The sequence below is a fragment of the Flagellimonas amoyensis genome (genome assembly GCF_003058265.1).
Classification (GTDB): domain Bacteria; phylum Bacteroidota; class Bacteroidia; order Flavobacteriales; family Flavobacteriaceae; genus Flagellimonas; species Flagellimonas amoyensis.
This window is the reverse complement of the sequence record NZ_QBUK01000001.1, coordinates 301244-324220: the sequence shown is the minus strand read 5'-3', so window position 1 is coordinate 324220 and position 22977 is coordinate 301244. Positions and strand designations below refer to the sequence as shown.

Below are 22977 nucleotides of genomic sequence, written 5' to 3'. Positions count from 1 at the left end.
ATACCCCAAATCAGCATTTATGAAGAAAATCTACTTTGTCCTTCTTATGGCCTTACCCTTACTCACTTACGGTCAAGAACTGGTCAGTGTAAACACTGAGCCGGTACAGGAACTCAAGGGATTCAAAATGTATCCCAACCCTGCGTACGGGGATGAAGTGTATATCACGACAGAATCCAACGGTACCAAACAGATCAAGATCTATGACGTTTTTGGGGAGGTAGTGCTCACCGACAGGATCACCACCAACACCTTGGACATCTCACGGCTCGTTCCCGGTGTGTATGTGCTCCAAGTAACCGAAGAAAAGAAAACCATGACCCGAAAATTGGTCATCAAATAAAAACACAATCTTTCAAAGCCTCTTTTCAAAAGGGGCTTTTTATTTTTGGGTACTTTTGTGGCCCATGGACACCAACAATTTTCAACGGATTTTTTCCATTTCCAACGCTGCTGGGTTTGAAGACATAGCACTGGATATCTTTAGGTTCCAGTATACCTACAACCCAGTTTACAAGAGCTATTGCGAACATCTGGGAAAATCCCCTGCAACGGTTTACAGCCTTTTGGATATCCCCTTTTTGCCCATTTCTTTTTTTAAGACGCATCAAATAGTGTCCACCACAAAATTCCCAGAAACCGTTTTTGAGAGCAGTGGCACCACACAGAGCACAACCAGTAAGCATTATGTGCCGTATCTGGACATGTACAATGAGAGTTTTTTGAAAGGCTTTTCCAACTTCTATGGCAATGTCGGGGAATATTGCATTTTGGCCTTGTTGCCCGCTTATTTGGAACGGGAAGGATCATCGCTCATCCATATGGTCAATGACCTGATTTTGCGTTCGGGCCATCCGCATAGCGGGTTCTACCTCAACAATTTGGAAGAACTGAACCAAAAACTTAGGGAACTGGAACAGAAAGGGACCAAAACGTTGCTCATTGGGGTTTCCTTTGCCCTATTGGACCTGGCCGAACACTTCTCCCTACCACTTAAACATACCATCGTCATGGAAACCGGGGGGATGAAAGGCAGGCGTAAGGAACTGATCCGGGAAGAACTGCACTCTATCTTGAAAAAGGCCTTTGGCGTCCCCAAGATACATTCCGAATATGGGATGACGGAACTGTTGTCGCAGGCCTATTCCGATGGTGACGGACTGTTCCGGACACCACCATGGATGAAAGTACTGGCGCGTGACACTGAGGATCCCTTGAGCATGCAGCCCATCGGGAAAACCGGGGGCATCAATGTCATCGATCTTGCCAATGCGTACTCCTGTTCCTTCATCGCCACACAAGACCTTGGAAAAACATACCCTGATGGCTCTTTTGAGATTTTGGGCCGTTTTGATGATTCCGATATCCGGGGCTGTAATTTGATGGTCCTTTGACTCCATTTACACCTCTTTTTCGCCATCCATACATAAATAAGCACCATTCACAAACATACAATCAATTCATTTTTAAGGTTTTGCATAAATTAATACCATAACCAAACAGACAAAAGATGAATAGAAATGCTTTTTTAAAAAGAAGTGCCCTCTCCGCAGCGGCACTTGCTTCGATGCCCGCCTTTGCCCATTTTTCCACCAAAAACGAAAAGGATGAGAAGATACTTGACCCTAAAATCGTACGGAAAGGAGAAGGCAAAAAAGTGAACGTAATAGGAGACCAACAAACCTTTAAGCTCACCAGTGAAGACACAAACGGCCTTTTCACATTGATTGAAGAGGTAAACCCTCCGGGAACGATGATCCCACCCCATGTACATACCAATGAGGACGAAATCTTTAAGGTCTTGGAAGGAGAATTGGAAGTGACCGTAGGAGAGCAAACCACCATATTGAAAGCCGGTGATCTGGCCTTTGCACCAAAAAATGTGCCCCATTCGTGGAAAGTGGTTGGAGACCAAGATTGCAAAACCATTCTGAGCGTATTTCCTGCAGGTCTTGAACTGATGTTCGAGGAATTGGGGAACTTGCCCCCAGGACCGCCAGACTTTCCAAAAGTGGCCGATATGGAATCACCTTTATCCCCCAATAACTAAAAAAGCCATCTAAAAGATGGCTTTTTTAGTTATTCGACTACCAGCACAAAATAATTTTTCTTGCCCCGTTGGAGCAACACAAACTTATTGTTGATCAGGTCATCCTGGGTGATCACATATTCCTCACCCACTTTTTCCTTGTTCACCGAAATGGAATTCTGTTTCAACTCCCTTCGGGCTTCCCCGTTGGATCCCAAAAAGTTCGTCTTGGCGGCCAAGGCACCTATCATGTCCAGCCCAGGCTCAAGTTCACTTTTGGAAATCTGCGCTTGTGGCACGCCTTCAAAGACATCCAAAAATGTCTTCTCGTTCAACTTTTTCAAATCTTCAGAGGTCGATTTCCCAAAAAGGATATCACTTGCCTTGATGGCATTTTCCAGCTCTTCCTTGGAGTGGACCATGGTCGTGATCTCTTCGGCCAATCTCTTTTGCAATGTCCTCAGGTGGGGAGCTTCCGTGTGGGCCGCCACCAAGTCCTCTATCTCCTTTTGGTCCAAAAAGGTAAATATCTTGATGTATTTTTCTGCATCCCCATCCGAAGTGTTCAGCCAATATTGGTAAAATTTATAGGGCGATGTCCTTTCCGCATCCAACCACACATTGCCACCTTCCGTCTTCCCAAATTTGGTGCCGTCTGCCTTGGTGATCAGCGGGCAGGTCAGGGCAAATCCCTTTCCCCCACCAATCCTACGGATCAGCTCCGTTCCCGTGGTAATGTTGCCCCATTGATCGCTTCCCCCCATTTGAAGGGTGCAGTCATGATTTTGGAACAGGTAGAGAAAATCATATCCTTGTACCAATTGATACGTAAATTCAGTAAAGGACATTCCTTCCTTCGCATCCGAAGAAAGTCGTTTCTTCACAGAATCCTTGGCCATCATATAGTTTACTGTGATGTGCTTCCCAACATCCCTGATAAATCCGAGGAATGAAAAGTCCTTCATCCAGTCATAATTGTTCACCAAAACAGCAGCATTGGGGGCCTTGCTCTCAAAATCGAGAAAACGGGCCAACTGTCCCTTGATCGCCTCTTGGTTGTGCCGAAGGGTGGCTTCATCCAAAAGATTGCGTTCCGCAGATTTTCCGGAAGGATCCCCGATCATTCCCGTGGCACCGCCAACAAGTGCATAGGGTTTGTGCCCTGCCAGTTGAAAATGCCTCAACATCATCACGCTCACCAAATGACCGATGTGCAGGGAATCTGCCGTAGGGTCGATACCCACATAAGCGGCCCTCATTTCTTCCATAAGATGTTCCTCAGCCCCGGGCATCACATCATGCACCATTCCCCTCCATTGCAGTTCTTGAACAAAATTCTTCACCTTGGTTATTTTTTGAATAGGTGCAAATATAAAATGATGTTGCCAGTTCTCTGAATAAATCGGTTACAAATAGGTATTTTTACCGCATGATATTGGTTATCGGAGGCACAGGGTTGATCGGTTCGCACCTACTTTTCCATTTGACAAAAAATGGGGAGCGGGCAAGGGCCAATTACCGCACAAAGGAATCCTTGGACAAAGTTGCCAAGGTCTTTGGGTACTATACGGAAAACCCTTCCGCTTTGATGGATCAAATTGAGTGGATTGAGGCCGACATCACCGATATCGGCCAGATGGAACGGCTTTTTGAGGGTATCAAAAAAGTGTACCACTGCGCGGCATTGATCTCTTTCGACCCAAAGGATTACAAGGCCCTGGAAAAAATCAATGTCGAGGGAACGGCCAACGTGGTCAATCTCTGCCTAAAACATGGCATCCAAAAACTCTGTTACATCAGTTCCATTGCCGCCATTGGCCCAGCTACCAAGGGAAAGGAGAGCACGGAGGAGAACGAATGGTCGGACACCCACGTATCTGTCTATGGACTTACCAAGCGTGATGCGGAGCTCGAGGTATGGCGAGGGTCACAAGAAGGTCTTTCTGTGGCCATAGTCAATCCCGGAGTGGTCATTGGGCCCGGTTTCTGGAGGTCGGGCAGCGGTTCCTTTTTCACTTATGCCGCAAAAGGGAAAAAACACTTTATCCCTGGTGGAACCGGTTTTGTCACCGTGGACGATGTGGTGAATGCCATGGTACAATTAATGGAATCGGATATCAAGGGCCAACAGTTTATCCTTGTGGGCGAAAATTTGCCCTACGGTGCGCTCTTCCAAAAAATTGCAAAAGGATTGGATCTGGCACCTCCCTCCCAAAAAGTATCTTTCTTTGCATTGGAGTGGTTCTGGCGATTGGATTGGTTGCGAAGCAAGCTCTTGGGAAAAAGGAGAAGACTTCCTAAAGCCGTTGCGAAAGGGCTGTACCATCAGGAACATTACAGTAGCGAAAAAATCAAGGACACCCTCAACTTTTCATTTGCCGATCTGGACCAGGCCATCCTTTTTTGCTGCTCCAAATTTAAGGCTCGGGGATAATACTGTCTTTTGGGGTTTTTGCTGCCTTTATCGAATCGCTACGCTTTTCATTGGCCTTGCGGATACTGTCATTTTTTTTCTCGGTTGCTTCTTCCACTGCCTTTTGCCGCGTGTCCAACTTGGTCTCCACCTCGGTATAAATGGCTTGGTATTCCAAAGGAAGGGATGCATAATACAGGTCGCTCTCCGAAAATTGGGTACTGTCAATCTGGTACTTTTGGTAGAGAAACTCCATGATATCTATGCCCGATTCGTCCAATTTGGCACCTATCGTGGTCTTAGTAGCATTCAAGATGGCCAGGTCGTGGAGAATGTCGACCATTTTTTCCTTCGGGATAAGGTTATCCGGTTCTTCCACCACCTTTTCGGCACAGGAAACCACCATCAAAAAAACAAAAAGGAACAACAGCTTTTTCATTTCCTATCGATTAAAGGTGAGCCTTTTCGCATTTTTCTCCCCGGCAAAAACACCATCGTCATACGCCAAGAGGCCATTCACAAAAGTGCGCACCACTTTGGAGCCAAAAGTAACACCTTCAAAGGGAGACCAGCCACATTTGTAGAGAATATTAGATCTTTTAACCTCGTTTTGGGAATTGCGGTCCACTTGGACGAGATCTGCGTAATATCCTTCCCGGACAAAGCCGCGACGGTCAATGTCAAAAAGCTTGGCGGGGTTGTGGCTCATTTTCTCCACTATTTTTTCCAAGGAAATGATTCCTTCCGATTCCTTTTGGAGCATGGCCAATAGGGCGTGCTGTACCAACGGTCCACCGGACGGTGCCTTGGTGTACGGATTGTTCTTTTCTTCCAGGGTGTGGGGCGCATGGTCCGTGGCCACCACATCGATGCGATCGTCCAAAAGGGCCTCCCAGAGTTTCGCCCTATCCGTTGTGGTCTTCACGGCCGGGTTCCATTTGATGAACGTTCCCTTTTCGGCATAGTCTTCATCCGAAAACCACAAATGGTGGATGCAGACCTCCGCAGTGATCTTTTTTTGTTCCAGCGGAACGGCATTGGTGAACAGGTCCGTCTCCACTCCCGTGGAAACATGGAACACGTGCAAGCGGGCCCCGGTCCTTTTGGCCAAGGCAATCGCCTTGGAAGAGGACAGATAACAGGCCTCCGCGCTGCGGATGATGGGGTGCATGCCTATGGGAATGTCTTCCCCGTACATGGCTTCGTATTTGGCCATATTGGCCATGATGGTGCCCTCGTCCTCGCAATGTGCCGAGATCACCATTTCCGTATTGCTAAAAATCTTTTCAAGGACCGCTTCGTCATCCACCAACATATTTCCTGTGGATGACCCTAGGAACAGTTTCACCCCGGAGCAGGCATTCTTGTCCAAACGTTTCAGTTCTTCCAGATTGTCGTTGGTGCCCCCAAAAAGAAAGGAATAGTTGGCAAAGGAATCCTTGGCCGCAATGGCCATTTTTTCTTCCAGCTTTTCTATGGTTGTCGTCTGTGGATTGGTGTTGGGCTGCTCCATATAAGTGGTGATCCCACCAGCAATGGCTGCCCGGCTCTCCGTGGCAATGTTCCCCTTGTGGGTGAGCCCTGGTTCCCGAAAGTGCACCTGGTCATCGATGGCACCGGGCAACAAAAGGTCACCGTCCAAGTCAATCACCTTGGCATGGGCATCGGAAATATCGGGGTCGATGCGGGCAATGAAATCCCCATCGAGCAGTACATCCGTTTCAAAAATGCTGTTCTCATTGACAACCTTGGCATTCTTCAACAGTATTTTCGACATAACTAAAAGTTCTTTTTAAAGAATATGCTCCTGAATTTCATGGCAATCACCCCAAAAATGGCCTCGCGGATAATGGCAGAATTCATTTTGGACTTTCCATTGACCCTATCCGTGAATATGATGGAGACTTCCTCAATCTTGAATTTTTTCAGGTAGGCCCTGTATTTCATTTCTATCTGGAAGGCATAGCCAATGAACCTTACGTTGTCCAGATTGATGGTTTCCAGCACCTTTCTTCGATAGCACACAAAACCGGCAGTGGGGTCGTGCACCTTCATCCCGGTGATGATCTTCACATAAAATGACGCGCCGTAGGAAAGCAATATCCGGGCGAGGGGCCAGTTGACCACATTCACCCCCTTTTTGTACCGTGATCCCACGGCCATATCGGCACCGTTCACACACGCCCTGTGCAGTCGGGAAAGGTCGGCGGGACGATGCGAAAAATCGGCATCCATTTCAAAAATGTACTCATAGCCATGTTTCAACGCCCATTTGAACCCATGGATATAGGCCGTGCCCAATCCTGACTTCTCTTTGCGCACCTCAAGGAACAATTGATCGGGAAATGTTTTCTGCAGCTCCTGCACGCATGCTGCTGTTCCATCAGGAGAATTGTCATCCACCACCAGCACGTGAAAATCCTTCTTCAGGTCGAAGACCGTTTTCACAATGGCCTCGATGTTCTCGATTTCATTGAAAGTGGGTATGATCACCAAGCCGTCCGCCATTCACATTGGATTAGAATGTGTCAAAAATACGGTTTTCTGTCTTGCCTGTGCAAGTTGCCCTTAGCTTTACGTGGACCCTGTTTGCCAATATTTGTACCTTTGCGCCATCTAAAATCTATTTGATGTCTCAAAAGTTTCCCAGACTTTTTGTTGTTCTGCTGGCCGTTCTTTTTGTGCTGAACCTCGTGCAGGCCTCTATCACGGAGCTCATCTATGATGAGGCCTATTATTGGTACTATGCACAAAATATGGCGTGGGGGTATTTTGACCATCCACCCATGGTGGCCTTCCTCATCAAGTTGAGCAGTTTTCTGTTCGATGGGGAACTGGGGGTAAGGTTCATGAGCTGTGTCCTTTCCGCGGGCACCTATGTCTTGTTGTGGCTGCTCATCGACAACCCCAAGAAAAAGGACTACGTGGTCCACTTTTTTCTGTTGGTGTTCTCCTTTACGTTGATGAACGCCTATGGTTTTTTGACGCTTCCCGATACGCCTTTGTTGTTCTTTACGGCCCTATTCCTATGGCTCTACAAACGTTTTCTGAAAGAACCATCCGCTTGGACCACAGTACTTATGGGCATTGTGATGGCCTGCCTGATGTACAGCAAGTACCATGCTGTCTTGGTGATCCTGTTTGTCTTTCTTTCGAACGTGAAGCTCATCATGAACAAAAATGCTTGGCTGGCTGTGGCGATCGCATTGGTCTGCTATCTTCCACACTTTGTGTGGCTCTACCAGAACGATTTTGTGTCCATCACTTTCCATTTGTACGAAAGACCCAACCAGGCCTATTCTTTTGAGGGCTTTACCTTGGGCTATTTCCTGAACCTTATTGTGATCATCGGGCTTTTGTTCTATTGGGTCTATGCCTCGTTTTTCAAATTCAGGGCCACCGACCAATTCTCCAAGGCACTGGTGTATTTGGTGTATGGTGTACTTATCTTCTTTTTTGTTTCCAGTTTCAACAGAAGAGTTCAGGCGCAATGGGCCATTGTCATTTCCATCCCATTGATCATCATCGCTTTCAATCATCTTTTGGAACATGCCAAGAGCAGGAAATGGATGTACCGCATCGGCATCGTGAGCTTGGTGCTGCTCTTCTATGCAAGGGCCTGGATGGTGTATTACCCCCTCTTCCCAAAAGTGTATGAGACCCATGGCAACAAAGAGTGGACAAGCGACCTGCACTCCAAAGCAGGCGATGTGCCCATTATTTTTGAAAATTCATACCGACGCGCACCCATGTATGAGTTCTATTCGGGAATGCCCGCCATTTCGCTGAACAACTACATGTACCGAAAAAACCAATATTCCATTGATGGCTCCGAGGAACGGGTGCGGGGCAAAAGGGTGCTCTACATTTCCCAATACCGAAAAAGCGGGGACATCAACTATATGCACTTGGACAGTACGCTCTTTTATGGCATTTTTATGGACGACTTCCAGTCGTACCGATCGTTGCAGTGCATTGTGGAGAAACCCCTAACCGGAATCCAACATACCTTGAAAGTCTATAATCCGTATGCGTTTGATGTTCCCTTGGAAAGTTTGAAATATACCATTTCCTACTCCAACGAGCATAAACAGGTGCAGCAGATGCTCCCCCTAAAGGTGAACATGGACCCTATCCAAAGGACATTGAAATCCAAGGACACGGTATATTATTCTTTTGAGCTACCGTTGCCAAAAATGGAAAATCCGACGTACTTTAGAATTGGGATTTCGGAGAACGGCCTACCCCCTGGCCTTAACGGGAAACCTATCAAAATCCACGAATGAACCCAATAGAAAAAGTTGTGCCCTCCTTGGATTGGATGACCATTGTGCTGTTCGCCAGCCTTATGGTCATGGCCTTGGGAAAATATATGAACCATGCCAGGTTCCTCAACTTTATCATATTGCCGTTCAATGACAAATATGTGCTGCTGCACAACAAGAAGGGCCCGTTGCTGAACTGGTTCCACATCCTTTTGACGCTCTTCCAAGTGGTGAACCTTTCGCTGTTCGTCTTCTTCGTGCTAAAAGCTTTTGGGGTACTGCCCGGGGAAGATCCCTTATGGATCTTTTTAATGATCTTGGGAGGCTTGGCCCTTTTTCAGTTGGCCAAATTGGGGCTACAGTCCTTCACAGGATTTGTTTTCAATGCACAGGAACTCATTGTGGGGCTCATTTTCAGCAAGACCTCCTATCTCAATTACAGCAGCATCATTTTGTTCGTTGCCAATGTGATTTTGACCTACATTCTAAAGGACTCCAAAACCATAATTTATGGTGCTTTTATCTTAATTCTCCTTATAAATGGCATTGGTGCCATAAAGCTGTTGAAGAACTATCAAAAAGCTATGTTTCCGTATTTTATGTATTTTATTTTGTACCTTTGCGCACTCGAAATTGCGCCCTTGGTGTTAATTGGAAGCTATCTAAAAGGTTGAAAACTTATGAAAGTAAAAACAATTTTGGTTTCCCAACCAGAACCCAAAGTCGAAAATTCCCCCTACTCCCGTTTGATCGAGAAAGAAAAAATTAAAGTGGATTTTAGGCCTTTCATACACGTGGAGGGGGTTGAAGCCAAAAATGTTAGGCAGCAGAAGATCGATCTGAACAATTTTACGGCAATCATCCTGACCAGCAGAAATTCTGTGGACCATTTTTTCAGGATTGCCGAGGAGATGCGCTTTAAGGTTCCGGACACCATGAAATACTTTTGCCAGTCGGAAGCAGTGGCCTACTACCTGCAAAAGTACGTAGTGTACAGAAAACGTAAGATCTATGTGGGCAAAAGGACCTTCAATGAATTGATTCCATTGATGAAAAAGTACAAGGACGAAAAATTCCTTCTACCTTCATCGGACCAATTGAAACCTTCTGTTCCCGAAGCTTTGAACGAGCTTGGTGTAGATTGGAAACGAGGTATTTTCTACAAGACAGTCATCAGCGACCTGTCCGACCTTAGAGATGTTTACTACGACATTCTGGTATTCTTCAGTCCTTCCGGGATAGAGTCCCTTTTGAAGAACTTCCCCGATTTTGAACAGAACAATACCCGTATTGCCGTATTTGGTAACAGTACTGTAAAAGCTGCCACAGACGCAGGGCTTAGGATAGACATCCAAGCGCCCACCCCGGAGACTCCCTCCATGACCATGGCCCTTCAGAAGTACATTACCAGCGTAAACAAGTAAAAAAACTTACTGGAAAAAAAGCAACGCCCCCGTTTGGGGGCGTTTTTTGTTTTAAAAGGCATACCGTTGTGGTCCGCCACGCCTGATTTCCTCGCTGGCGTAGGCCTCAAACTTTTTAAAGTTTTCCCTGAAGGCATTCGTCAACTTGAAAGCGGTCGTGTAATAGGCCTCGTCATTGTTCCATGTGGCCCTAGGACTCAATACCTCGGTAGGAACACCAGGACATTCCCTGGGCTGTGCCACGCCAAAAACGGAGTGGATATGGTACCTATCATAACTATAAAGCCCTAGATCGCCCCGAAGAGCCGCACTGATCATGGCTCGGGTATATTTCAGTTTCATTCGGGTGCCGACCCCATAAGGTCCTCCGGTCCATCCGGTGTTGATCAACCATACATCCACACCTGATTCCTTCATCTTCCTACTCAACATTTCTGCGTATTTCGCGGGATGCAACGGCATAAAAGGCGCTCCAAAACAGGCTGAAAAGGAAGGTTGTGGCTCCACCACGCCCGCTTCGGTCCCGGCCACTTTGGCCGTATAGCCCGAAATAAAGTGATAGGCCGCTTGGGCCGGGGTCAGTTTGGATATGGGGGGCAGTACCCCAAAGGCATCGGCTGTAAGGAAAAAGATGTTTTTCACGTTCTTGCCGATGGATGGCTCCTGTATATTTTCAATATGCTCTATGGGATAGCTCACCCTGGTGTTCTGGGTAATGGAGGTATTTGCAAAATCTACCACACCATTTCCGTCCATGATCACATTTTCCAGAATGGCCCCTCTCTTGATAGCTCCGTAGATCTCCGGCTCATTCTCTTCGGAAAGGTCAATGACCTTGGCATAGCAACCTCCCTCAAAATTAAAAACGGTATTTGCCGCAGTCCATCCGTGCTCGTCATCACCGATCAGTTTTCTGTCCGGATCTGTTGAAAGCGTGGTCTTCCCTGTACCGGAAAGGCCAAAAAAGATGGCCGTGTCACCCTCTTCGCCCACATTGGCGGAACAGTGCATGGGCAAGGTGTTCTTGAAGACGGGCAGGATGAAGTTCAATGCCGAGAAAATACCCTTTTTGATCTCCCCTGTGTATCCAGTACCCCCGATCAGGGCAATTTTTCGCGTGAAGTTCAAAATGGCAAAGTTGTGCTGGCGTGTTCCGTCCACTTCTGGAACGGCCTTGAATCCCGGTGCGTTCACCACGGTCCATTCCGGCTCAAAATCTTCCAACTCCTCTTCCGTGGGCCTCAAGAACATGTTGTAGGCAAACATATTGGACCAAGGGTATTCGTTAATGACCCTGATGTTCAACTTGTAATCCGGCTCTGCGCAGGCATACGAATCCCTGACGAACAGTTCCTTTTCGTTCAGGTACTGGATGACCTTGTCATACAGCCTGTCAAACTTTTCGCTGTCAAAAGGAATATTGATATCCCCCCACCATACTTTGTCTTCGGTAATGGCATCTTTTACAATGAAACGATCTTTGGGCGACCGCCCTGTAAACTCACCTGTGTTCACGGCCAAGGCACCTGAGGAAGCCTCTTTTCCCATCCCTTTTTCCAAGGTGATGTCGTGGAGTTCGTCCGGTGAAAGTTGATACTGGAAATTGTCATGCTTGATTCCGTAAGCACTTAACGAAATCGTTTTCGATGTTGAAGCAGAATCCTTCATCTGTTTGTTTTAGTGTTAGTGCAAAGCTAAAAAATATTAACTTTTTGACCTCTTTTTGTGACTTAATTGAAGCCTTTTTTAACTAAAATGCAGTATCCCAAAAAGCCCCATCCCAAAATCAGGAAAACTCCCCCGATCGGTGTCAAAAATCCGATGCTTTTAAAGTCGAACGAGGTCAAACTGTTCAGGGCCAACAGATAGATAGAGAACGAGAACAGCACCACTCCCACAACAATCAAGATAAAGACCTTTTTTTTATGGGCCTCAGGCAAATTGGGCCAGATTCCCAAAAAAAGAAGAAAAAGGGCATGGTACATCTGGTATCGGACACCTACTTCAAAGGTCTCAATGGAAGACGCATCCACCAATTTTTCCAAACCATGTGCCCCAAAAGCACCCAAAATAATGGCCAGCGCACCAAATAGGATTCCAATCAACACAATTGTTCTGTTCATAACTTTATATGCTATTTTTTTTAGAAATATAACAATTTGATACCTTAGTATCTGTCTAACAAAAGTAAGCAAAACCTATGGTCCGCACTATTTTGGTCATTGGCGCTGGAAAGTCCACCTCATACCTTTTGGATTATATCTTGAAGAAATCCGACGAAGAAAATATTCAATTGAAAATCGGGGATCTACACCCGGAACATATTCCCATAGAATTTACCTCACATCCCAATTGCACTGTTTTTACGTTGGACATCTTCAATGACGAGGAACGAAAAAAGGCAGTCTCCGAAGCATCGATAGTGATCTCGATGCTTCCCGCCAGTCTGCACATCAAGGTAGCGGAAGATTGCATCCAGTTCAAAAAACACTTGATCACAGCTTCCTACGTGAGCAAGGAACTGGAAGCTCTTGATGGTGAGGCCAAAAAGAATGGTCTGGTCTTCATGAACGAAATTGGGCTGGACCCGGGCATTGATCACATGAGCGCCATGGAGGTGATAGACCGAATTCGCGGCAAAGCAGGTAAAATGCTCCTTTTTGAGTCCTTCACCGGAGGGTTGGTGGCCCCGGAAAGCGATTCCAACCTCTGGAACTATAAGTTTACCTGGAACCCCCGAAATGTGGTCCTCGCCGGGCAGGGTGGTGTGGCCAAGTTCATTCAGGAGGGTACCTACAAATACATCCCCTACCAAAAACTTTTTAGAAGGACGGAATTCATGAATATTTCTGGCTATGGGACCTTCGAGGCCTACGCCAATCGGGATTCCTTGAAATATAGGGAGGCCTATGGCCTACAAGATGTACTCACCCTGTATCGGGGCACCATGCGGAGGGTCGGTTTTTCCAAGGCTTGGCAAATGTTCGTGATTTTGGGCATGACAGATGACAGCTATACCATTGAAAATTCGGAGGGCATGTCCTATCGTGAATTTGTGAACCTGTTCCTGCCCTATTCGCCCACCGATTCCGTGGAACTGAAGCTAAGGCATTACCTCAAAATAGACCAAGACGATATCATGTGGGGAAAATTGGTGGAGCTGAACCTTTTTGATCCCCAGAAAAAAATTCCCCTGAAAAATGCCTCCCCTGCACAAGTGCTGCAATACATCCTCGAGGACAATTGGACCCTGAAAGAACATGAAAAGGACATGATCGTGATGTACCACAAATTTGGCTATGAACTGAACGGGGAGAAAAAACAGATTGATGCCAATATGGTGGTCATTGGGGAGAACCGCACCTACACGGCCATGTCCAAGACGGTGGGGCTGCCCGTGGCCATGGCCACGCTCCAGATCCTGAATGGAAAGATCAGCACGCCGGGCGTGCAGATTCCCATCAAAAAGGAAGTTTATGGCCCAATACTATCAGAGTTGAAGTCCCATGGCATACATTTCAAGGAATACGATGTGCCCTATTTGGGCTATAATCCTGATTCGGTGGCAAGTTAATTTTTTTGAATATCCATAATCAATCATACAAACAAAAAGTTGTCAGGTCGAGCGCAGTCGAGACCTCATTTTATGTTTTTGAACTTAATGACTTCTCGACTGCGCTCGAAGAGACATTAGATTATGATTGATTATGAACAATCAGATTTTTTTCCAGATTTTGGATATCTTTAGCTACAATTTCAAATCATTGTTGTGAAAAACAATAACAATTCGGTGAAAATCGATGGCATAGACAAGAAAATCTTAAGGTTTTTGATGGAAGATGCCCGCAAACCCATTCTCGAAATTGCCCGTAGCATTGGCATTTCTGGGGCGGCCATACACCAAAGACTGCGCAAATTGGAAAGCTCCGGTCTGCTGGCAGGCTCCAAATTCATTGTAAACCCGAGGGTCTTGGGCTATACCACCATGGCCTATATCGGTATCTTTCTGGACAAGGCCATGTCCAATCCCATGGCCGTGAAAGAACTGGAAAAGATCCCTGAAGTTTTGGAGTGCCATTATACCACGGGCAATTGGTCCATCCTCATCAAAGTGCTCTGTAGGGACAACGAACACCTTATGCAGGTGCTCAACAAAAAAATCCAACAAATAGAAGGGGTATCACGAACCGAAACCTTCATTTCCCTGAACCAACAAATTGATCGACAAATACAGATCTGATATTTGTATTCAATCTAAATAAATATTACATTTGGGCCATGAATGTAATAGTTCAATCTACATATTACACCCTGTACCAAGACACCAAGGAACGGTGCTTCTTTGTCGATTTTGGCCAGAAAATGGTCCGCATGTCCCTTTGCCAGCTATTATCGCTCCGCCAAAAGGTGATGTCCATTTCCATTGAAAGCCATTTCGATAGCGACCTGAACAAGCACGGGTTTGAAGTGTTGATGCTCTGCAACAAGGAACACCTTTTCATCCTGAACACTTTCGAGATCTTGGACCTTAAAAAAATGGTGGGAGAAGGTTTTGTGGCCATGGGCCTATCTGCGGAAAGCGAGCTCGTCAATGCCTAACACGACCTCTTTTCCTCTTATTTTTATTCAGTCTTAAATTGGCTTAAAATTAATGACTTAGCCTTAGTATGCGGTCAAAATTCCGTATTTTTACTGTATAAAGTTTCAATTCAATTCGATTATGAAAGATATAGCAAGACAAAGCATGAGCATTAAAGTGGAATCCATGGACCTGCTCAATGCCCAGATAAAAATGGAAGCCCATGCCTCTGCCACCTATTTGGCGATGGCATCTTGGTGCGAACAAAACGGATTTTTTACCAGTGCCAAGTTTTTCTTCAAACAAACTGAGGAAGAGCGTGAGCACATGATGAAGATATTCAACTTTTTGGTGGATACCGGTGGTAGCCCCGTTTCTCCAGAAGTAACGGACATCAACCACGATTATTCCTCTATCGTGGATGTGTTTGAAAGCACACTGGAACATGAGGTGGCCGTGACCAAGTCCATCCACAACATCGTGAAAAAAGCAAGGGAGATCGGTGATATCGCCACAGAGCGGTTCTTGGATTGGTTCGTTATGGAACAGATTGAAGAGGAAAACACCGTTAGGGACATTTTGGACATGATCGAAATCACAGGCACGGAAGGTGTAGGTCTTCAAATGATCGACAACCAAGTTGCCAAATGGATCGATTAATTTTCATCCGACCATAAAATTAAAAAGGGGCCTAAAGGCCCCTTTTTTGTTGCTATATTTTTTTTCTAATCCCTACCACCAAAGACCTGAAGGGCCCAGTAAAGCAAGGAGGCCAATGCGCCAATAGCAGCCACCAAATAGGTACGTGCGGCCCATTTCAAGGCATCTTCCGCTCCTGCATATTCCTGTTGGGTCACCATGTTCTTCTGCTTCAGCCACACCAATGCCCTTTTACTGGCATCATATTCCACGGGAAGGGTCACAAAACTGAACAATGTGGCAAAACCCATCATGATCAATCCGGCCACGGCAATGTAAAATCCAATACCGCCTGCCACTCCGGTCGCGGCCATCAGGGCAATACCCCCGAACACCACCCAGGTGGACATCCCGGAGGTCACGCTCACCACAGGTACCAATTTGGAACGCATGGTCAGCCACTCATACGCTTGGGCATGCTGTACGGCGTGTCCGCATTCGTGGGCAGCCACGGCTGCCGCGGCGGCATTCCTTTGGCTATAGACCCCTTCACTGAGGTTGACCGTTTTGTTCTTTGGGTTGTAATGGTCCGTCAACATTCCAGGGGTGGAAATGACCTTCACATCCCTGATGCCATGGTCGTCCAACATTTTTTGGGCAATTTCGGCACCGCTCATCCCATTGCGCAGGTGCACTTGGGAATATTTTTTGAACTTACTCTTCAATTGATTGCTGACCAACCAGCTGACCAGTGCGATGGCACCTATCAATATATAATATGTCATCATAACTTTTCTATTTTGGTATCATAAATATACCATATTAAAGCAAAAACCCCGCCAATATTTGACGGGGCTTTTTTTCTGACAAAATGTACGTTTTAGGCCAAGACCGGCTCAAATTGGAACGCTTTGGCTATCTCTTTGTAAACGATATCGCCCTCCACAATGTTCAATCCCTTGCCCAGGGACTTGTCCAGTTTGCAAGCGGTTCGCCATCCTGTGTTGGCCAGTTTTAGCACATAGGGCAGTGTTACATTCGTCAAGGCAACTGTAGAAGTATAAGGCACTGCCCCTGGCATATTTGCTACACAGTAATGGACCACATCGTCAACAATATAGGTTGGGTTCTCGTGGGTGGTAGGTCTGGTGGTCTCCACACAACCTCCTTGGTCCACGGCAACATCAACGATCACCGTGCCCGGACGCATGTCCTTGAGCATATCCCTGGTGATCAGGTTGGGTGCCTTGGCCCCTTTCAAGAGGACCCCGCCTATGATCAAATCATGGTTCTTTATATGTTTTCTGATATTGAATTCATTCGAAAATTCGGTCACCACGTGCGGTGGCATAATGTCGTTCACATGGCGTAGGCGTTTCATGTTGACATCCAATATGGTCACATGGGCACCAAGTCCCGCTGCCATTTTAGCAGCCTGAATGCCCACTACACCTGCTCCGAGCACCAAAACGCGCCCTGGTGCCACTCCGGGCACACCGCCCAAGAGCACACCTCGCCCTTTTACGGGCTTTTCCAAGTATTTGGCCCCTTGCTGAATGGCCATCCTTCCGGCAACTTCGGACATGGGGGTGAGCAGGGGAAGGGTCCCGTCCTCATCTTCCACCGTTTCATAGGCAATACAAATGGATTTGCTCTCGATCATGGCCTTGGTGAGGGACTCGCTGGATGCAAAATGAAAGTAGGTGAACACGATCTGCCCTTTTTGGATGAGTCCATATTCTTCAGCGATGGGCTCCTTGACCTTTACGATCATATCGCTCATGGCATACACCTGACCGATGGTATCCAAAATAGTGGCCCCGGCCCGCTGGTAATCGTGATTGAAAAAACCACTCCCTTCGCCCGCTCCGGACTGCACATATACGGTGTGGTTGTTCTTTACCAATTCAAAAACCCCGGCTGGTGTCATCCCAACCCGACTTTCGTTGTTCTTGATTTCCTTTGGTACCCCGACTATCATTTTGATATGTTTAGTAGTTAATGCCTCAAAGGTGATATAAAAAACAGAATTCAAGAAATAAAATCAAAAAAAAGTAGGGGTCAACAGTCAAAAATGATGTTTTTTTAACTTTATACCCTATTTTTAATAGGGGTAAAATCATTTTTTAATGTTTTTAAATTGAATTACCCTATATTTTTTTAGGGGTTAAATAATTGTAAAAATAAAAATGCACGCCTTTTGGCGTGCATTTTTAAGGACTGTCCTTATTTATGGAAAGGCTAAATTTTTCGTCAACCTGAACTTGTTTCAGGTTCTCATTAAACTATTTATAAATATGGATGAGATTCCGAAATAAATTCGGAATGACGACTAAAAGATTCTCCCAAAATCCATTTTATAGCTATCCTACGATATTTACGATCTTGCCCGGCACCACGATCACCTTTTTGGGAGCTCGACCCTGCAACTGTTCCTGGGTCTTTTCATGGGCCAACACGGCGGCTTCGATCGCCTTGCTGTCCATGTCCGTCGGGAATTCCAGTTTGAACCTCATTTTACCATTAAAGGAAATGGGGTATTCCTTGCTGCTCTCCACCAAATATTTTTCTTCGAACTTGGGGAAAGGCACCTCGGCAATGGAGCCTGAATGACCCAATCGCTCCCAAAGCTCTTCGGCAATATGGGGGGCGTAGGGCGACACCAAGACGGCCAAAGGTTCCAAAATGGCCCTGCTGGTACATTTCTGTGTCGTGAGTTCGTTCACGCAGATCATAAAAGTGGACACCGACGTGTTGAAGGAGAAGTTCTCGATATCCTCCTCCACCTTTTTAATGGTCTTGTGCAAGGTTTTTAGGTTTTCGGCGGTGGGTTCAGCTTCGACTCCGCTCAGCGACCCGTCCACATAAGGGGCATAGAGCTTCCATAGTTTTTTAAGGAAGGAGAACACACCGGTGATGCCCGCCGTGTTCCAAGGCTTGGATTGCTCCAACGGCCCGAGGAACATTTCGTACAACCGAAGGGAATCCGCCCCGTACTCCTCACAAATGGCATCTGGGTTGACGACATTGTATTTGGACTTGGACATTTTTTCGACTTCACGCCCAACAATATATTTTCCCTCTTCACGAATGAAAGTAACATCCAAATTTTCAGGATTCAATTTTTTGAAACTTTCAATATCCAACTCATCAGATGCATTGACCAAAGACACATCAACATGGATAGGGGTAAATTTTAGGTCTTCTACGATTACTCCAACATTTTGAGAATAAATATCCTTCCTTACAGATTCAAACAATCTCGTAAAATCACTCAATGTCTGTTTCTTTTCATCATCCAAGATGTCAAAAAATACCGTATCATTATTTACACTAGCCAAACCTTTTGTAAACCCTATACCCATCATAAATTCATTTTTATCATGAGCAGATAGTTCAGAGTTTAATATGAAATTGCGTAAGTCTTCAAACTTTTTGTAATAATTTTTACTGATATAAATAGCCCTTGAAAGACTCGGCTGTTTAAACTCCACATTAGATGTGGTTTCCCAATGGAACTTTAAATCAACTCGATAAACAAAAGCACTCGTTCCCGTGATCATCCCTTGGTTGATCAACTTTTGGGCATACTCCGCTTTGGGCACATAGCCCCTATCGAACATAAAGTGCTGCCAAAAACGGGAATACAACAGGTGGCCCGTGGCATGTTCACTACCTCCAATGTAAAGATCCACATCTTGCCAGTAGTCAATCGCTTCCTTGGAGAAAATGGCCTCGTTGTTTCGGGGATCCATATATCGATTAAAGTATTGGGAGCTTCCTGCCCAACCCGGCATGGTGTTCAATTCCAAAGGAAAAACATTGACATGATCAATGAGATCATTGCTAACCACTGCCGCCTTGAGGCGGTCCCAAGCCCAATGGGTGGCGTTGCCCAAGGGCGGTTCGCCAGTTTCGGTGGGCAAGTATTTTTCCACTTCAGGCAATTCCAAAGGCAAATGTTCCACATCGATCATCTGTGGCATCCCGTCCACATAATACACCGGGAAAGGTTCCCCCCAGTAACGCTGACGGCTGAACACCGCATCCCGAAGGCGATAGTTCACCTTGCCCTTGCCCTGACCTATTTTTTCCAGTTCGGCAATAGCCTTTTTGGTGGCCTCTTTATAGGAAAGTCCATTCAAAAAGTCGGAATTGGCGATAATGGTCGTGGCCTTGTCGGCAAAAGCCTCTTCGGAAATATCCACGCCCTCAAAAATATTGGGGATGTCTATGTTGTAATGTTTGGCAAAATCATAGTCGCGCTGGTCCCCACACGGAACGGCCATCACGGCACCTGTTCCATAACTGGCCAATACGTAGTCGCCAATCCAGATCGGAATAGGTTCTTTGGTGAACGGATGCTCGGCATACGCTCCCGTAAAAACCCCTGAAACGGTTTTCACATCGGCCATACGGTCCCGCTCAGAACGTTTGGCAGTGGCCTCCACATAGGCTCCCACGGCAGCTTTTTGTTCCGGTGTGGTGATTTTGGCCACCAGATCATGTTCGGGTGCCAAGGTCATAAAGCTCACCCCAAAAATGGTATCGGGGCGGGTGGTGAAGACTTCTATTTGGTAGGGGTGATTGAGCGAAGTCGAAATCACATCTCCGTCCCTTCGACTACGCTCAGCGTCCAAAACATTAAAAGTAACCGATGCTCCTTCAGAGCGACCGATCCAGTTGGTTTGGGAATCCTTCAAGGGTTGTGGCCAATCGATATTATCCAAACCATCCAACAAACGTTGGGCATAAGCAGTGATACGCATGCTCCATTGCGTCATTTTTTTACGGATCACAGGGTGGCCGCCACGCTCCGAAACGCCGTTCACAATCTCATCGTTCGCCAAAACGGTGCCCAAAGCCGGACACCAGTTCACTTCGGTATCCGCCAAATAGGTCAACCTGTATTTTAAAAGGAGCTCTTGTTTTGTCTTTGTTGAAAATCCATTCCAATCTTCCGCAGAAAAAATAGGGGTATCCTCGTCACAGGCCGCCTGCACCTTCGCATTGCCCTCCTTTTCGAACTGAGAAACCAAGGTTTCAATAGCTTCCGCCTTATCGGATGTTTTGTTGTACCATGAATTGAACAATTGAATAAAGATCCACTGTGTCCATTTATAATACGCAGGGTTGGAAGTACGCACCTCACGGCTCCAGTCAAAGGAAAAGCCCAATCGGTCCAACTGCTCGCGATACCTATTGATGTTGTTCTCCGTGGTGATGGCCGGGTGCTGTCCGGTTTGGATGGCATATTGCTCCGCGGGCAGCCCGAAGGAATCGTAGCCCATGGGGTGCAACACGTTGAACCCTTTGTGTCTTTTGTAGCGCGAATAGATATCCGTGGCAATATAGCCCAGTGGATGCCCCACGTGCAGTCCCGCCCCAGATGGATAGGGAAACATGGACAGTGCATAGAACTTGGGTTTATCGGAGTGGTTGGAAGCCTTAAAGGTTTCATTCTCTGCCCAATACTTCTGCCACTTGGCTTCAATTTCACGGAAATCGTAATTCATGCTATTCGCTTTCATTTTCGAGTTGCAAAAATAGGTTTAATCCCCTAAATACAATTTACTTTTCTATTTTTACGTATTGATTCCACTATATGAGCCAATATATTGAAAGATATCAGCGAAGAAAACTGATCTCCTCCTACTTTTCCGTGGTACTGAGCATAGGACTTGTGCTGTTCCTGCTCGGTGCGCTCGGTCTTTTGGTGCTGAACACCAAGAAGCTGGGCGATCATTTCAAGGAGCAGATCACCATTTCCGTATTCCTGAAGGACAGTGCCAAGCCGGTAGAGATCGATCAATTGCAAAAAAGCCTTGCTTTGGCAGAATACACCAAATCTGCCGAATATATTTCCAAAGAGGATGCCGCCGAACAGTACAGTGAGGACATTGGCGAGAATTTCGTGGAATTTTTGGGGTACAATCCCCTTAAAAATTCCATTGATGTGCACTTGAAAGCGGATTTTGTGTCCCCGGAACAGATTACCGAGATTGCCGAAGGGATAGCGGAAAAAACCTATGTGGACGAAGTGAGCTATGACAAGCCCCTGATAGAACTGCTCAACGACAATGCCAGAAAAATTGGACTTTGGATCTTGGTGGCCAGTGCCATTTTCACGGTCATTGCGGTTTTGCTCATCAATAGTTCCATACGTTTGTCCATTTACTCCAAGCGGTTCATTATCAAAACGATGCAAATGGTCGGGGCGACCAAAAAATTCATCCGGAGGCCTTTCATCTGGACCAATATCAAACTGGGCATGATCGGGTCCTTTGTAGCCCTTGTCTCCTTGGGTATTTTGCTGTATTACCTCAACAAAAATTTCCCCGAACTGAACCTCTTGGACGATTATCCCATCCTTATCCTCCTCTTTGTGGGCGTGTTCGGATTGGGGGTTGCCATCTCTTGGGCCAGCACCCATTTTGCCACCCAACGCTTCCTCAATTTGAGGACGGACGATCTTTATTATTAGACACAAGACTCTGGACCGCTGCGCTTTTAGACATAGGACGACACAAACCTGGAAAAGTTTTGATTAAATTTGTGCCATGAGCAAGAAAAACAACAACGATCAAAAACCCAATAAGGAGTTTGTTTTCCAAAGGAAAAATTACCTCTTTCTTTTTATCGGCATTGCCTTCATTGCCTTGGGTTTTATTTTGATGAGCGGCGGTGGTAGTGACGACCCCAATGTCTTCAATCCAGAGATCTACAATTTTAGAAGGATCCGTTTGGCCCCCACTTTGGTGTTGATCGGCCTCGGCATCCAAGTATATGCCATTTTGTTGAACCCCAATAAAAATAAAGACTGATTTGGAGTTGATAGATGCGATCATCCTTGGCATCATCCAAGGATTGACAGAATTCCTGCCCGTGTCTTCCAGCGGTCATTTGGAATTGGGAAAAGCCATATTGGGCGCGAATGCCCTGCCTGAAGAAAGCCTTTTGTTCACCGTGATACTGCACTTTGCCACCGCATTGAGTACCATTGTGGTGTTTCGAAAGGACATTCTCGATATTTTTAAGGGTCTTTTTCAATTCAAATGGAACGAACAGACCCAATTTTCCCTCAAGATCATCATCTCGATGATCCCCGCGGCATTGGTGGGTCTCTTTTTAAATGATTTCATCGAAGTGTTTTTTGATGGTGCCATCATCATTGTAGGGATCATGCTCATCATCACTGCCATATTGCTCTACTTGGCCGATATGGCCAAGACCACGGACAAAGGGGTGTCTTTCCGAAGTGCCTTTGTCATCGGCATGGCACAGGCCGTAGCCATCCTGCCCGGTATTTCCCGAAGTGGGGCCACGATTTCCGCGGCCGTGCTATTGGGTGTGGACAAGACCAAATCCGCTCGTTTTTCATTTTTGATGGTAGTTCCATTGATCTTGGGCAAAGTGGCCAAAGATCTTATGGGGGGGGAGATCAATTTCCATGGGGACCAGGCCGTGGCCATGGGTGCTGGGTTCATCGCTGCTTTCATTGCCGGATTGGCTGCTTGTACATGGATGATCAAACTGGTGCGCCAAAGCAAGCTTACCTATTTTGCCATCTATTGTCTCATTGTCGGGCTTATCGCCGTGGCTTGGAGCATTTGGGGATAGATCAGTAC

23 protein-coding genes are annotated in these 22977 nt (G+C 46.3%); 14 read left to right on the top strand and 9 right to left on the bottom strand.

Features of this window, described 5'->3' with window-relative positions; genetic code table 11:
* Positions 1-19 precede the first annotated feature (19 nt).
* From DB398_RS01380 to DB398_RS01370, 3 genes are all read left to right on the top strand, one after another.
* Complete coding sequence (locus DB398_RS01380) at positions 20-343, top strand: T9SS type A sorting domain-containing protein (protein ID WP_108422602.1); 324 nt, start codon at positions 20-22, stop codon at positions 341-343.
* A gap of 64 nt (positions 344-407) precedes the next feature.
* A complete protein-coding gene (locus tag DB398_RS01375) occupies positions 408-1394 on the top strand; it encodes a long-chain-fatty-acid--protein ligase (RefSeq protein ID WP_108422601.1) in 987 nt (328 codons plus the stop codon).
* 116 nt (positions 1395-1510) lie between these two features.
* A complete protein-coding gene (locus DB398_RS01370) occupies positions 1511-2050 on the top strand; it encodes a quercetin 2,3-dioxygenase (protein ID WP_108422600.1) in 540 nt (179 codons plus the stop codon).
* 29 nt (positions 2051-2079) lie between these two features.
* Here the strand turns inward: DB398_RS01370 and tyrS are convergent, their stop codons facing one another.
* On the bottom strand, positions 2080-3372 hold the full coding sequence (gene tyrS / locus DB398_RS01365; RefSeq protein WP_262497734.1) for a tyrosine--tRNA ligase: 1293 nt from the start codon (positions 3370-3372) through the stop codon (positions 2080-2082).
* 86 nt (positions 3373-3458) lie between these two features.
* Here tyrS and DB398_RS01360 point away from each other — a divergent pair, with 86 nt between their 5' ends.
* Positions 3459-4463 carry an NAD-dependent epimerase/dehydratase family protein gene (locus tag DB398_RS01360; protein WP_108422599.1) on the top strand — a complete coding sequence of 335 codons (1005 nt, stop codon included), beginning with the start codon at positions 3459-3461 and terminating at the stop codon, positions 4461-4463.
* On the opposite strand, the gene DB398_RS01355 is transcribed toward DB398_RS01360, so the two are convergent.
* Genes DB398_RS01355 through DB398_RS01345 form a run of 3 tightly spaced genes read right to left on the bottom strand, consistent with a single transcriptional unit; the run spans position 4447 to position 6950 of the window.
* Positions 4447-4881: a DUF4296 domain-containing protein gene (locus tag DB398_RS01355; RefSeq protein WP_108422598.1), complete on the bottom strand. Its 435-nt coding sequence runs from the start codon at positions 4879-4881 to the stop codon at positions 4447-4449. The two genes, DB398_RS01360 and DB398_RS01355, sit on opposite strands and share 17 nt — an antisense overlap.
* Before the next feature lie 3 nt (positions 4882-4884).
* On the bottom strand, positions 4885-6219 hold the full coding sequence (locus DB398_RS01350) for a dihydroorotase (protein ID WP_108422597.1): 1335 nt from the start codon (positions 6217-6219) through the stop codon (positions 4885-4887).
* A 2-nt stretch (positions 6220-6221) separates the two neighbouring features.
* Entirely contained in the window at positions 6222-6950 is a 729-nt protein-coding gene (locus DB398_RS01345) for a polyprenol monophosphomannose synthase (RefSeq protein WP_108422596.1), read from the bottom strand.
* A 122-nt stretch (positions 6951-7072) separates the two neighbouring features.
* Between DB398_RS01345 and DB398_RS01340 the strand changes: the two genes are divergently transcribed.
* The 3 genes from DB398_RS01340 to DB398_RS01330 are packed head-to-tail and all read left to right on the top strand — an operon-like array spanning position 7073 to position 10131.
* On the top strand, positions 7073-8728 hold the full coding sequence (locus tag DB398_RS01340; protein WP_108422595.1) for a glycosyltransferase family 39 protein: 1656 nt from the start codon (positions 7073-7075) through the stop codon (positions 8726-8728).
* Entirely contained in the window at positions 8725-9381 is a 657-nt protein-coding gene (locus DB398_RS01335) for a DUF4271 domain-containing protein (RefSeq protein ID WP_108422594.1), read from the top strand. Before DB398_RS01340 ends, DB398_RS01335 begins: the two co-directional genes overlap by 4 nt.
* Positions 9382-9387: 6 nt before the next feature.
* The gene (locus DB398_RS01330) at positions 9388-10131 is read left to right on the top strand and encodes a uroporphyrinogen-III synthase (protein WP_108422593.1); all 744 of its coding nucleotides are present in this window, start codon (positions 9388-9390) and stop codon (positions 10129-10131) included.
* 51 nt (positions 10132-10182) lie between these two features.
* Here the strand turns inward: DB398_RS01330 and pckA are convergent, their stop codons facing one another.
* A complete protein-coding gene (pckA, locus tag DB398_RS01325; protein WP_108422592.1) occupies positions 10183-11799 on the bottom strand; it encodes a phosphoenolpyruvate carboxykinase (ATP) in 1617 nt (538 codons plus the stop codon).
* Positions 11800-11861: 62 nt separating this feature from the next.
* Positions 11862-12254, bottom strand: a complete 393-nt coding sequence (locus DB398_RS01320) for a DUF423 domain-containing protein (protein ID WP_108422591.1) — start codon at positions 12252-12254, stop codon at positions 11862-11864.
* Positions 12255-12331: 77 nt separating this feature from the next.
* Between DB398_RS01320 and DB398_RS01315 the strand changes: the two genes are divergently transcribed.
* From DB398_RS01315 to DB398_RS01300, 4 genes are all read left to right on the top strand, one after another.
* Positions 12332-13705, top strand: coding sequence for a saccharopine dehydrogenase family protein (locus tag DB398_RS01315; RefSeq protein WP_108422590.1), 1374 nt, complete (start codon positions 12332-12334; stop codon positions 13703-13705).
* Between the two features lie 195 nt (positions 13706-13900).
* On the top strand, positions 13901-14371 hold the full coding sequence (locus tag DB398_RS01310) for an Lrp/AsnC ligand binding domain-containing protein (protein ID WP_072875958.1): 471 nt from the start codon (positions 13901-13903) through the stop codon (positions 14369-14371).
* 38 nt (positions 14372-14409) lie between these two features.
* Positions 14410-14730, top strand: coding sequence for a hypothetical protein (locus DB398_RS01305; protein ID WP_108422589.1), 321 nt, complete (start codon positions 14410-14412; stop codon positions 14728-14730).
* 121 nt (positions 14731-14851) lie between these two features.
* Positions 14852-15370 carry a ferritin gene (locus DB398_RS01300; protein ID WP_108422588.1) on the top strand — a complete coding sequence of 173 codons (519 nt, stop codon included), beginning with the start codon at positions 14852-14854 and terminating at the stop codon, positions 15368-15370.
* A 65-nt stretch (positions 15371-15435) separates the two neighbouring features.
* Here DB398_RS01300 and DB398_RS01295 read toward each other — a convergent pair whose 3' ends face one another.
* From DB398_RS01295 to DB398_RS01285, 3 genes are all read right to left on the bottom strand, one after another.
* On the bottom strand, positions 15436-16137 hold the full coding sequence (locus DB398_RS01295) for a zinc metallopeptidase (protein WP_108422587.1): 702 nt from the start codon (positions 16135-16137) through the stop codon (positions 15436-15438).
* 92 nt (positions 16138-16229) lie between these two features.
* The gene (ald, locus tag DB398_RS01290; protein ID WP_108422586.1) at positions 16230-17330 is read right to left on the bottom strand and encodes an alanine dehydrogenase; all 1101 of its coding nucleotides are present in this window, start codon (positions 17328-17330) and stop codon (positions 16230-16232) included.
* Between the two features lie 382 nt (positions 17331-17712).
* Positions 17713-20865: a leucine--tRNA ligase gene (locus DB398_RS01285; RefSeq protein WP_108422585.1), complete on the bottom strand. Its 3153-nt coding sequence runs from the start codon at positions 20863-20865 to the stop codon at positions 17713-17715.
* A gap of 89 nt (positions 20866-20954) precedes the next feature.
* Here DB398_RS01285 and DB398_RS01280 point away from each other — a divergent pair, with 89 nt between their 5' ends.
* From DB398_RS01280 to DB398_RS01270, 3 genes are all read left to right on the top strand, one after another.
* Positions 20955-21833, top strand: coding sequence for a cell division protein FtsX (locus DB398_RS01280; protein WP_108422584.1), 879 nt, complete (start codon positions 20955-20957; stop codon positions 21831-21833).
* 76 nt (positions 21834-21909) lie between these two features.
* The gene (locus DB398_RS01275; protein WP_108422583.1) at positions 21910-22173 is read left to right on the top strand and encodes a DUF3098 domain-containing protein; all 264 of its coding nucleotides are present in this window, start codon (positions 21910-21912) and stop codon (positions 22171-22173) included.
* Position 22174: 1 nt separating this feature from the next.
* Positions 22175-22969 carry an undecaprenyl-diphosphate phosphatase gene (locus tag DB398_RS01270; RefSeq protein WP_108422582.1) on the top strand — a complete coding sequence of 265 codons (795 nt, stop codon included), beginning with the start codon at positions 22175-22177 and terminating at the stop codon, positions 22967-22969.
* The last annotated feature ends 8 nt before the right edge of the window (positions 22970-22977 follow it).

Coding starts and splice junctions, on each gene's coding strand:
- DB398_RS01350 (WP_108422597.1), bottom strand. CDS start 6,219: ATGTCGAAAATACTGTTGAAGAATGCCAAGGTTGTCAATGAGAACAGC.
- DB398_RS01360 (WP_108422599.1), top strand. CDS start 3,459: ATGATATTGGTTATCGGAGGCACAGGGTTGATCGGTTCGCACCTACTT.
- DB398_RS01280 (WP_108422584.1), top strand. CDS start 20,955: ATGAGCCAATATATTGAAAGATATCAGCGAAGAAAACTGATCTCCTCC.
- DB398_RS01305 (WP_108422589.1), top strand. CDS start 14,410: ATGAATGTAATAGTTCAATCTACATATTACACCCTGTACCAAGACACC.
- pckA (WP_108422592.1), bottom strand. CDS start 11,799: ATGAAGGATTCTGCTTCAACATCGAAAACGATTTCGTTAAGTGCTTAC.
- ald (WP_108422586.1), bottom strand. CDS start 17,330: ATGATAGTCGGGGTACCAAAGGAAATCAAGAACAACGAAAGTCGGGTT.
- DB398_RS01370 (WP_108422600.1), top strand. CDS start 1,511: ATGAATAGAAATGCTTTTTTAAAAAGAAGTGCCCTCTCCGCAGCGGCA.
- DB398_RS01345 (WP_108422596.1), bottom strand. CDS start 6,950: ATGGCGGACGGCTTGGTGATCATACCCACTTTCAATGAAATCGAGAAC.
- DB398_RS01375 (WP_108422601.1), top strand. CDS start 408: ATGGACACCAACAATTTTCAACGGATTTTTTCCATTTCCAACGCTGCT.
- DB398_RS01330 (WP_108422593.1), top strand. CDS start 9,388: ATGAAAGTAAAAACAATTTTGGTTTCCCAACCAGAACCCAAAGTCGAA.
- DB398_RS01300 (WP_108422588.1), top strand. CDS start 14,852: ATGAAAGATATAGCAAGACAAAGCATGAGCATTAAAGTGGAATCCATG.
- DB398_RS01380 (WP_108422602.1), top strand. CDS start 20: ATGAAGAAAATCTACTTTGTCCTTCTTATGGCCTTACCCTTACTCACT.
- DB398_RS01335 (WP_108422594.1), top strand. CDS start 8,725: ATGAACCCAATAGAAAAAGTTGTGCCCTCCTTGGATTGGATGACCATT.
- DB398_RS01275 (WP_108422583.1), top strand. CDS start 21,910: ATGAGCAAGAAAAACAACAACGATCAAAAACCCAATAAGGAGTTTGTT.
- DB398_RS01340 (WP_108422595.1), top strand. CDS start 7,073: ATGTCTCAAAAGTTTCCCAGACTTTTTGTTGTTCTGCTGGCCGTTCTT.
- DB398_RS01285 (WP_108422585.1), bottom strand. CDS start 20,865: ATGAATTACGATTTCCGTGAAATTGAAGCCAAGTGGCAGAAGTATTGG.
- DB398_RS01295 (WP_108422587.1), bottom strand. CDS start 16,137: ATGATGACATATTATATATTGATAGGTGCCATCGCACTGGTCAGCTGG.
- DB398_RS01320 (WP_108422591.1), bottom strand. CDS start 12,254: ATGAACAGAACAATTGTGTTGATTGGAATCCTATTTGGTGCGCTGGCC.
- DB398_RS01355 (WP_108422598.1), bottom strand. CDS start 4,881: ATGAAAAAGCTGTTGTTCCTTTTTGTTTTTTTGATGGTGGTTTCCTGT.
- DB398_RS01315 (WP_108422590.1), top strand. CDS start 12,332: ATGGTCCGCACTATTTTGGTCATTGGCGCTGGAAAGTCCACCTCATAC.